The organism is Flavobacterium sp. CG_9.10, assembly GCF_015752245.1.
In the GTDB taxonomy this organism is placed as follows: domain Bacteria; phylum Bacteroidota; class Bacteroidia; order Flavobacteriales; family Flavobacteriaceae; genus Flavobacterium.
Genome location: NZ_JADOVD010000013.1, coordinates 1 through 11947, shown reverse-complemented (window position 1 = coordinate 11947; position 11947 = coordinate 1). Strand labels below are relative to the sequence as shown.

The window sequence follows — 11947 nt, the reverse complement described above, 5'->3', positions numbered from 1 at the left end:
AAATAAAATCCCGTCAAATGTAAAGATAACGGGATTTTTTTAAATATAAATAATTATTTTAAACCTGCAATATGTACAGATAAGTCAATTAATTTGCTTGAATATCCATACTCATTATCATACCAAGATATGATTTTAAAGAAAGTTGAGTTCAAACCAATTCCAGCATTTGCATCAATAATTGAAGTTCTAGAGTCAGATACAAAATCTTGAGAAACAACTAAATCTTCCGTATATCCTAATACCCCTTTCATTGTAGTTTCTGAAGCCAATTTTAAAACAGCCATGATTTCGGCATAAGAAGTTTCTTTTGCAACTTTTACAGTTAAATCAACTACAGAAACATCTGTAGTAGGAACACGCATAGACATACCTGTTAATTTTCCGTCTAATTCTGGAATAACTTTTCCTACTGCTTTTGCAGCACCAGTCGAAGAAGGAATTATGTTACAAGACGCAGCCCGCCCACCTCTCCAGTCTTTTTTAGACGGTCCATCAGTAGTCATCTGAGTCGATGTAGTAGCATGAACTGTAGTCATCAATGCTTCAACGATTCCAAAATTATCATTAATAACTTTAGCTAAAGGAGCTAAACAGTTAGTAGTACAAGAAGCATTAGAAACGATAGTATCCGTTGCTAAAGCTTTAGTATGATTTACACCCATTACAAACATTGGAGCATCAGCAGAAGGTGCAGAAATAATTACTTTTTTGGCACCACCCGTGATGTGCGCTTTTGCAGTTTCAATAGTGGTAAAGAAACCAGTACATTCTGCAACAACATCTACATCAACTTCATTCCATTTTAAATTAACTGGGTCTCTTTCTGCAGTAATTCTGATATGTTTATCATTTACAAAAAGTTTTCCGTCAATAACTTCTACTTTTCCAGCAAAACGTCCGTGAACTGAATCATATTTTAATAAGTAAGCTAAGTGATCTACATCTAATAAATCGTTGATAGCAACTACTTCTACATTATCTCTATTGTAAGATTCTCTAAAAACAATTCTTCCAATTCTTCCAAAACCGTTTATTCCTAATTTTACTTTTGACATTTTAATTTTTTTTTTGTTTATTTTTCTTTAACTTCATTTAAAGTCTAATTTCCTCACAATAAACTTCATTTTTTTATTTAAGTAGACATAATGTCTGACACTCTTAATAACTCTCTATCAATCTCTGTTTTTCCTTTTATGGCTTGTTCCAAAGGTGTTAACGCCACTTTATCATTTTGCAATCCAACCATATAATTTGACTTTCCTTCTAACAATGATTCGACGGCTTTCACTCCTAATCTGCTTGCCAGAACTCTATCAAAACAAGATGGAGAACCACCCCGTTGCATATGACCCAAAACGGAAACACGCACATCATATTCAGGTAAATTGGCATCTACATAATCTTTTAATTCGAATACATTTTTACCTATTTTATCTCCTTCGGCGATTACAACTATACTAGATGATTTCCCCGAAGCTTTACTTTTTTGCAATGATTCTAATAGTCTTTCCAATCCTAAATCTTCTTCAGGAATAAGAATTTCTTCTGCTCCAGCACCAATACCGGCGTTCAAAGCGATATGTCCTGCATCTCTACCCATTACTTCCACAAAAAACAATCGGTTATGCGAACTTGCCGTATCTCTAATTTTATCAATTACATCTACAACAGTGTTTAAAGCAGTATCATACCCTAAAGTATGACTTGTTCCAAAAATATCATTATCAATAGTTCCGGGAATCCCCATCACTGGAAATCCAAATTCGTTATTAAATAATAAACCTCCGGTAAAAGTTCCGTCACCGCCAATCACTACCAAAGCATCAATTCCAGCTTTAATAAGATTTTCATGTGCTTTTTTTCTGCCTTCTGGTGTTCTGAATTCAGTAGAACGAGCCGATTTTAAAATCGTTCCTCCTTTATTTACAATATTATTTACACTACGAGGTCCCATTTCTTTGAAGTCGCCTTCAATCATTCCCTGATACCCTCTATATATTCCTATACATTCTATGTTATGATACGCACATGTTCTAACTACTGAGCGTATTGCTGCGTTCATTCCTGGAGAGTCACCACCTGAGGTTAAAACGCCAACCTTTTTTATTGTTTTTGGCATTATTTAAGTATTAAAGGGTAAAATTAACAAACATTCATCACTTTCAGGACTGAGTTATTAATAAATTAGGATAGCCTTCTAAATTCAAACGTTTTCGTTAATAAGTTTTTAAAAAACCAAAAGAAAATTAGATTTATTTAACAAAAATAAAAAAAAATCAATTATTTTTTGACAATTAACAGTTAAAGGTTGTTAATAATTGAATTTTTAGGAAAAGTGTTATAAGATTGGATATAAAATAGAAGAGAATATTTTTAATAAGAGATACCTAAATTTATCTCAAAATATTTTTTGAGGTTCAATATCAATTACGCAATACATGCCGTTTATTACAATTAAGATAATTAAGTAAAACATTTCCAAGGGAAATTAATCCTCATCAGGAACAAGAGCTTCTTTATTATTTTCAACCTTTTTAGGTTTAGGTTTTTTAGAATTCGAAAAATTAATGAAATCAGGTGATGGGCTCGAATCTTGATCTTCCACAGCAGGTTTAATTTCTGTTCCTAATTTATGGTTTTTGAATATTTTATTGACAAATTCTTTGAAGGTATCAAAATCAACTTCGTAAGATACCCCTATTCCTTGTGTATATCCAATGCCTTGTCCTATGTAGTTAATATCATTTTCTTTATTAAAAAGACGCAAATTCATGGTCCCGTCTTCATTTACTCGATACAGCACTTCAACATCTCCAACAATTGCAGATTCATTGATCCCCCCGAAAGGAACACCCACTTTTCCATTAATGGTAATCCTTTCATTAATTTTGGATGAAATAGTGGCAATAAATCTTCCGTCAGATTCTCTACCAATCCTTCTATCTGCAGAGACAAAATTGAATCCTACTTTAAATTTCTCATTATCAGTCTGAATTATACCACCTAATAAACTAGTTGCAGTTTCAAATAAACTTCCCGAAAAATCAGATTGATTTACTCCTTCAGGACTTAAAAAGCCTCCAGATGATAATAAATATAGAGCTTGAGTTTGTCTAACATCCTTATCATTCAATTTGTATTGTATTTCAGATTTCAACACACTGCTCACTGTTGGGAATTCAATGTTAAAATCGGGTTCCGGACTTGTTAAATCCCCACGTACACCAATGATAACTTCGACGGGTACCTTTGTATTAAATGAAGAATTTTCTAATAAAACGGAAGGATTAGCAGTTGTTCTATAGACTGCTTCCAAATTTAATTGCGCTTTCATTGGATTCCCTTCCCAGGTAATTGACCCTCCTTTTTTAACCGCAAATTTTTTGTCAATCAACCCACCATATTTAAAGTTATAGGTTCCTTCATAAGCTTGAAAATCCCCCCACATATTGAACTTACCTAATGTATTTATTTTAAACAATAAGGATCCAAAACCTTTCCCTTTCATTCCGTGACCAGTATTTCGGTCTAGAATAACTTCTACTTCCGCATTTGGAGTAATATCCAAATCAAATTCTAATTCGAGCCCTTTATAATTATTAGTATTCTCAAAGATTCCCTTTTCAATGTTATACTTTTCTTTTGGTGTCACAAAATGGATGAAACTATTATCGCTAACACTTTGTGCATTATTAATCGGTATTTTAATTGTCGTTCCTTTTTCGGATTTTGCATCAACTTTTATAAACAATCCATTAGTAGGCCCTTTTATTGTTGCCGTTCCATCAATAAATGCAGTACCAAAGTAGGCCGCGTCTTCACTGTCTTTTGTGTCTAGTGCCAACAGTCTTTTTGAATTTATTGTCAAATCTAACTTCCAGTCAGAAAAATTTTTATGTTGAATACTTCCGGTTAAAGATGCTTTTGTTCCATATTTGGTATCCGTGAGCGTATTGTCTCTGAATAAAAACTTTTCATCCGCTAAGTCAATGATAGTTTTGTCTTTCAACGCATAATCTACATTCAAATACGGTATAGTCATTCCAGCATCATCGACATAAAGACGGCCGTTAATATCTGGTTTTTTAAGATTTCCCGCTATGGTTGAATTACCCGATACAAATCCTCTAATATTTGACAATACATTACCCCCTAGCGAACTCAACGTTCCCAAATTAAATTTATCAAATTTTAATTTTAAATCAAGAAGAGTTTCTTTATTAACGATTTCAAAATTTCCATTGGCGTTAAAAGACTCAATATTTTCATTTTCAATATTAGAATTAATGGTGAATTTTTTGAAGCTTTCATCACCCTCGATATCAAAATTCAAAACCCCTAAGTCCGTTTTATTTACATTTAAATGATCAATCTGTATCGACGCGGTGGGCTGATAAACATTTAAATTTTGCTTGTAATTTACTTCTCCATTGATATTTCCATTAAATACAAATTTATCATTTTCAGGAGTAATTTTATTAAGATCAACATCCGTAAAAGTCAATTTTAGATCTTTATAGGAAGGGCCATTTATATCTCCTGTCAAAGAAACAGACTGATTTTCGTGAGACAATATTATATTGTCAATATTGAAATTTTTAAATGATTTATCAAAAACAATTTTATTATCCGGAGTTTCTTGTTCGTTTAAAAACCACAAATAATCCTTAAATTTAGCTTCAGATTTACTAAATCCTACAACATTTTTATTTTCCTGATTTATAGTATGGTATAAATTTAAATTAAAATAATCTTCCCCTAAATTTCCACCTTTAAATTCAGAACGAAAGAATAAAGTATCTTTCATTGTAACATTTATCAAACTAAAATCCCGTATTTTATAATATTTAGTTTTTATACTGTCTAATTCTATATATGCATTATAAAGAGGGTTCTTATTATCCACCGAAATTCTAATATTATCAAATGTATTTTCCGATGCAACAATTTTTGGTGAATTAAAGTTTAATTTAAACTCATTATTATTCGAGTTGATATTTCCTTTAACTACCGTATTGGGGCTAATTGAAATGTCTGGATAAAATATCTCAATAATTTTATTATAAATTGTAAAATCAAATTTGAGAAACTGATTCTTTTTTACCTTATTCGGCTTGTAATTTGTATAAAGACTCCCTAACGAATTAGTAATCATGTTTTTTAACTGACTAAATTCGTATTTACCAACTATCTCTCCTTCCATAACATCAGGGGAATTAACGGTGATTGTACGCACTCTATTTTCGTCGAAAATAGAACTGACGGTGAAGTCATCAAAATTATAGGTTCCTTTTACATTTTGATAAGAAGTTTTATTGATATATAAGTTCCCCTGAAGATTTTCGATTGTATTTCCTGAAGCTTGAACCACAACATCTCCCTTAAAAACAGAAACAGAGTCTTTTACAAGATTTAATTTATGCAAATCTGCATTTTCTACATTAATATGAAAATCGTACCGACTGTCTTTTTTACTCAAATCGAGTAAACCGTCAAATGTCATGCTTAAATTAGGATCATTAACAGATATTTGACCTGTGTAATTTGGTAACTTAAATTTCCCATCGACTACAATATTACTATAGGTGTAATTGTTATAATCAATTTGACTAATATCCCCTTTAACAGATGTGTCTAAATATTTTTCTTTAAAACCTTTTCCATCTACATCTAAATCGAAACTTACTCTTCCTATATCTTTTCTTTCAAATAAAGTCCCGATATCAAAATCCTCTAAAACAACATTTCCTATATAAGATGCTTTGTCGATAAAATCAATATTTTTCATTTGCAACTTAGATTTCACTTTACCCAACTCTGTTGTCATGGCAAAATCAGCTTCTATTGAAGTAGTTGTAATCCGAGCAGTACCGCCGGCGGTAAATTTTCCTAATTTTTTTAATGTAGTGGGCAACTTTTTACCTAGAATATCTGGAAGGATAACAATAAGTTTATCATAACTGGAGGAAATTTTTTCAAATTTTCCATACATATAAAAACCATGTTCTTTATTTGCGAATAAATTTTTTAAATTAATATCCCCTACTATCTGGGTACTTTTAGAATCAATTAACTTTAATTTTGTTATTCTTAAATTATTAAGTGTTCCTTTAATATTTGCTTTGGTAAAAAATTGTTGGTTTTTACCTAATTCCTTATAAAAAAAACGAATATCATTAGAAGCTATTGAAGCCGTATCCAGTTTTATATTAAACTGAACCTTATCAGTAAAATTAGAGAAATCTTCTATTTTATAATTTAAAAAGACATTCCCTTTTATTTTTGATCCTCTGGTTAATAAGTCAAGATTTTCAAGTTTTATACTTTTTTTTGAATAACTGAATTTTGATTTTAAATTTTCTACATATAATCCACGATGGTCAAGAAATGACATTTTATTGATTATTGTGCTCACGTCAGAACCATATAATTTAAAATCACTGACATAAGCATTCAATTTAGTGAAATTTACTGAAATAGGTGTGACCCGATTCTCGTCAGTTAAAATAAAATGTCCGTTAGTTATGTGTAATTTTGTAGATTGTAGTAAAAAATGTTTCGTTGATTTCTTACCAGTTTCAAAAGCAGCAATAAACCTTTCGATATTAGATTGCTTTTCATTTTTATATGTTTTAAGATTAAACAGCAATCCATCTACCTGCAAGTCACCAAAAATCAAATCGCCGTCTAATAGTTTTTTCCCTTCTAAAATGGTAGTTTTTATTCGGTTCGAATAGATTAATGTATCTTTATGATGATCTAAAATTAAGACTTTTTTAAACTTTACACCCCCAAAAATGGATATTGCCACTTCATCAATAGCGATGTTAGTTTTAAAATCTTTATTAAGACTTCTGACAAAATATTGCGCTATTTTAGTTTGAACAAAAGGGGTGGTCAATGCAATACCAAGCACCAATAAAAGTAGGATAAGTCCAAGTATAGAACGAAATACTATTTTTCTAAATTTTTTGATACTTCTTTATTTTTTAATTTTTATGAAATTTTATTTTGCTTTTGGAAACAGCCGTACCTTTGATAAAAATTCTTTAATTTTGGCTCCGCCGTAAAAATAAATATTTTAAAATCAGTTCGTCAAATATAATTCAAAATTTGTGCCTTTTTATGCAAAATCCTGAGGTTTTTATTCTCGCTATCGAAAGTTCATGTGATGACACAGCGGCAGCTGTTTTACAAAACGACAAAGTATTGTCAAATGTTGTTGCTAATCAGCTAATTCACACACAATATGGCGGCGTGGTTCCGGAACTTGCCTCTCGTGCGCATCAGCAAAATATTGTTCCTGTAATTGATGCCGCACTTCGCAAAGCAAATATACTAAAAGAACAGTTATCAGCAATTGCGTTTACTCAAGGACCTGGATTGATGGGATCGTTACTTGTAGGAAGTTCATTCGCAAAATCATTAGCGCTAGCGCTACAAATCCCTTTAATAGCGGTAAATCACATGCATGCTCATATCTTGGCTCATTTTATTGATGAAGAAGGATTTGAAAAACCAACTTTCCCTTTTTTGGCACTAACAATTAGTGGCGGACATACTCAAATTGTGCAAGTAAATGATTTTTTTGATCTGGTCATTATAGGCGAGACCACAGATGATGCTGTTGGCGAAGCTTTTGATAAAAGTGCAAAAATACTGGGTCTTCCCTATCCTGGTGGCCCTTTGATAGATAAATATGCCCAACTGGGAAATCCAAATGCTTTCGCTTTTACAAAACCAAAAGTACCTGGATTAGATTTTAGCTTTTCTGGTTTAAAAACTGCCATTTTATATTTTATTCAAAAGAAAAATTTAGAAAACCCAAATTTCATTGACGAAAATCTAAATGACATTTGTGCCTCAATACAACATACAATTATCGAAATTTTAATGGATAAAGTTAAGTTGGCGGTAAAGGAAACCGGAATTAAGCAAATTGCGATTGGAGGAGGCGTTTCTGCCAATTCAGGAATCCGAAAAACATTAAAAGAAACGGAGAATAAATATGGATGGAAAACATTTATTCCTAAATTTGAATACACTACGGATAATGCTGCAATGATTGGAATTGTAGGTTACCAAAAATTTTTAACTAAAATTTTCGAAACTTCCTCTGTAGTTTCTAAAGCAAGAATACAATTCTAAATTATGCAATTATTTTACAATATAAATATCAACGAAACCACTGAAACCTTTTCTTTTGACAAAGAAGAAAGCAAACATATCATAAAAGTATTGCGAAAAAAAGATACTGATATATTATACGTTACCAATGGTTTAGGTTTTTTATTTAAAACAGAAATCACATTAGCGTCTGATAGTAAATGCACCGTAAAAATTCTTTCTTTCGAAAAATCGGTGCCTTCAAAATTTCATTTACACTTAGCTGTTGCACCAACTAAAATGAATGATCGTTACGAATGGTTTCTCGAAAAAGCAGTAGAAATTGGCATTCATGAAATTACACCAATTATTTGTGACCGTTCCGAAAGGAAAGTGATCAATACGGAACGATTTGATAAAATTATATTGACCGCATTAAAGCAATCCAATGAGCTATTTCTCCCAAAATTGAATGAAGCCATTACTTTCAAAGAGTTTGTAAAACTTAAAAATGAAGGAAAAAAATTGATTGCACATTGTGAAGAAACCAATAAAAAAACATTGAAATCAGTTTTAGAACCTAATGAAAATATCACAATTTTAATAGGCCCTGAAGGAGATTTTTCTGAAAAAGAAATTGAAGCAGCACTTGAAAATAATTACATCCCAGTTTCTCTGGGAAACACACGTTTAAGAACTGAAACTGCAGCTATTGTAGCTTGTCACAGTGTTGTTTTTGTTAACGAAGTATAATAAATATAATTTCCTGAAATATAGTTATGAAAAAAATATATTACATATTATTACTAATTTCTATCACTTCTTATTCGCAGGAAATCGCTTTATTAAAGTACAGCGGTGGTGGCGACTGGTACGCTAATCCAACTTCATTACCCAATTTAATCAAATACTGCAATGCTAATATAAATACTAAAATTAAACCCAAACCAGCAACAGTAGAACCAAGCAGTCCCGATTTACTTTCCTACCCGTTCGTGCACATGACCGGGCATGGAAATGTGGTGTTTAGCGATGCTGATGTTTCTAATCTTAAAAATTATTTATTAGCGGGAGGGTTTCTTCATATTGACGATAATTACGGAATGGATCAATACATCCGAAAAGAAATCAAAAAAATATTTCCAAATAATGATCTGGTTGAACTTCCTGCAAATCATATAATTTTTCAAAAACCATATCTATTTCCCATTGGATTACCTAAAATTCATGAGCATGATGGAAAAAGACCACAAGCTTTCGGCATATTTATAGAAAACAAATTAGTACTTCTTTACACCTACGAAAGTGATTTAGGGGATGGATGGGAAGATCCGGAAGTAAACAATGACCCTATTGAAGTTCGCGAAAAAGCGCTAAAAATGGGTGCCAATATTATCAATTATATCTTTAATTATTAATAAAATATACAGTCCTCTTATTAAGATATTCCGTTATAAAGTACTTCTTATTATCCTATTATTTGGCAACATTTTTTGCTAAAAAACAGGAAGTATTTATTCAGAAATAGAGATCATTTGGTATAAAAATAGACATCTAAATCCCCGAATAACACCTCACAAATCTGATTTCTAAATAATTCAATAAAAAAAATCTAATTATTATTTACAAAGAAATAATTATGAAATTATTTCTTTAGAAATTGTCTCTGTCAGTAAATTAACAACAAGCACAAATATCAAATATTTTTGTAATCAGTTATATTGGTGAATCGCTAGAGTTCAAGCTTCAACTATTATTTTATAGAATTTAGTCAGAGTTCTTTTAAGAAAATTAATTCTACTATAATAAATACAACGTTTTAGTTAATTAATAAATTTTATTTAAAAAATATAAACTTATTAGATAAATTGTTATATAATTGCATTATTATTAACCAAAACCAATGTTTTATAACAAATAATCTAAATTAATTATGAAAAAAATTCTTTTAACTGCAACAGCATTTTTAATGCTTTTTTCTTGTCAAAACGACCAAACAGAATCTACAACCTTACCAGCAAATGCTATTGCACGTCGCTCATGTGCTTCTCAAGATGTATTGGCAGCCCAAATGAAAGCGGATCCAACTTTAGCCTTAAGAATGAATGAAATTGAAGCATTCACACAAAAAGCAATGTTGACTAACCGTTTAGTAAACGGGAAAGTTCAAATTCCAGTAGTAGTAAATGTTCTTTACAGAACTACTTCAGAAAATATTTCATTAACACAAATTCAATCTCAAATTGATGTATTAAACAAAGATTATAACGCAGGCAACTCTGATTTCAATAGCGTTCCTTCCTTATTTTCTGGAGTTAAAGCGAACGTAGGAATCTCTTTTGTTTTAGATCAAGTAATAAGAAAATCAACTACTTATACATCTTGGGGAACATCAGATGCAATGAAAAAAACTACCTACGGTGGTATAGCGCCAACATCTCCAACGACAAAATTAAACCTTTGGGTTTGTACAATTGGTGGTGGAATTTTAGGATATGCTCAGTTTCCTGGAGGATCATCTTCAACAGATGGTGTTGCTATTGATTCTAAATACATAGGAACTACTGGAACGGCTACTTATCCTTATAATTTAGGAAGAACAGCTACACATGAAATTGGTCACTGGATGAATTTACGTCACATTTGGGGAGATGCTAACTGTGGAAGTGATTTAGTTTCTGATACTCCTACACACAATGACGCTAATTATGGTGTTCCTGCTTACCCTCATTACAGCACTTGTTCTGGAACTCCTGTAGAAATGACAATGAACTACATGGATTACACAGATGACAGAGGAATGTACATGTTCTCTAACGGACAAAAATCAAGAATGGCTGCTTTATTTGTTTCTGGCGGATCAAGAGCTAGTTTTGGAATATAAATTTTTAGTTTTTTAGATTGTAAAACTCGCTACTTGTTAGCGAGTTTTTTTTTAATCTTCATAATCTAAAAAAGCGATATGATTACATCCAAAACCATTTTAAAGGGCTTTACAGCAGCATTACTAAATATGGAATTCATTGGTTCAATTGTATTATTACTTTGCAAATTTAATGGGTACTCATTTATCTAGTCGTATCTTTTACAGTTACATTGATTGCAAGTCCGATTTAAAACTTTTTGAAAAATCGATTAAAGTTCAACCTTATTTTTGCAAAAATAGCGACTTTGTTTATCTTCATACGAATCATTTTCGGGTGGTCATTGATGTTCGTTCCTTTGATTTTATCCTCAAGGCAAAACCTATCGCGGCTTAATACTGCGGGAATTGAAAAAAAAATATTCCAATTTATAAATTCAATTTATTTTTTGGAAATACCAAATTGCTTCCATTAAGTCTTTACAGGAATTAAACCATGCCTATAAGATAAATTTCAATATCATCTCTAATTTTTAAAAATCAAGTACAGTTGAAATAAACAGTATTGGAATAGGATTAGGCTACCTTCTATCAATCATTTTTTTTTCATTTTGAAATACAGATTAAAGTTTTTGTTGGTGATAAAAATTAATTCCAAATCGTCATGAAGATTAAATTTTGAATTCAAAAAAAAAATGTACCCTACTATTAATAGACAAGCAATTATCAAATTGTTGTTTAAAAATTGTCTATCAAAATAAGTATTCGAGAAGCCGAACGATCACATAGTAACTTATTTTGCAGTATAAAGTAGAATGTATAGAGTTCAAGTTTCAATTATTATTTTAAAGCATTGGGCATAAATTCTTTTAATAAAATTAATCATTGTTGTCCGATAAAAAAGAAGCCAAATTAATGGCTTCTTAAAATAATCGTAATTTAGAGTTGCAAAATTCAAATAACGATGGGTAAAAA

At 31.1% G+C, this 11947-nt stretch carries 7 protein-coding genes; 4 read left to right on the top strand and 3 right to left on the bottom strand.

All coding sequences use genetic code 11. The annotated features are described in order from the left end of the window. Positions 1-53 precede the first annotated feature (53 nt). The 3 genes from gap to IWX84_RS11770 form a co-directional block, all read right to left on the bottom strand. Entirely contained in the window at positions 54-1058 is a 1005-nt protein-coding gene (gene gap / locus IWX84_RS11780; RefSeq protein ID WP_196850954.1) for a type I glyceraldehyde-3-phosphate dehydrogenase, read from the bottom strand. Between the two features lie 77 nt (positions 1059-1135). Beyond that, on the bottom strand, positions 1136-2122 hold the full coding sequence (pfkA, locus tag IWX84_RS11775; RefSeq protein ID WP_196850953.1) for a 6-phosphofructokinase: 987 nt from the start codon (positions 2120-2122) through the stop codon (positions 1136-1138). 369 nt (positions 2123-2491) lie between these two features. After that, positions 2492-6919, bottom strand: coding sequence for a translocation/assembly module TamB domain-containing protein (locus IWX84_RS11770; RefSeq protein ID WP_317192119.1), 4428 nt, complete (start codon positions 6917-6919; stop codon positions 2492-2494). Between the two features lie 209 nt (positions 6920-7128). On the opposite strand from IWX84_RS11770, the gene tsaD reads away from it, so the two are divergent. The 4 genes from tsaD (at position 7129) to IWX84_RS11750 (ending at position 10993) form a co-directional block, all read left to right on the top strand. Next, positions 7129-8151 (top strand): tRNA (adenosine(37)-N6)-threonylcarbamoyltransferase complex transferase subunit TsaD, encoded by a 1023-nt coding sequence (tsaD, locus tag IWX84_RS11765; RefSeq protein ID WP_196850952.1) that lies wholly within the window; start codon positions 7129-7131, stop codon positions 8149-8151. Between the two features lie 3 nt (positions 8152-8154). Continuing rightward, the gene (locus tag IWX84_RS11760) at positions 8155-8862 is read left to right on the top strand and encodes a 16S rRNA (uracil(1498)-N(3))-methyltransferase (RefSeq protein WP_196850951.1); all 708 of its coding nucleotides are present in this window, start codon (positions 8155-8157) and stop codon (positions 8860-8862) included. A gap of 26 nt (positions 8863-8888) precedes the next feature. After that, entirely contained in the window at positions 8889-9527 is a 639-nt protein-coding gene (locus tag IWX84_RS11755) for a DUF4159 domain-containing protein (protein ID WP_196850950.1), read from the top strand. A 515-nt stretch (positions 9528-10042) separates the two neighbouring features. Further along, positions 10043-10993: a zinc metalloprotease gene (locus IWX84_RS11750; protein WP_196850949.1), complete on the top strand. Its 951-nt coding sequence runs from the start codon at positions 10043-10045 to the stop codon at positions 10991-10993. Positions 10994-11947: the final 954 nt, after the last annotated feature.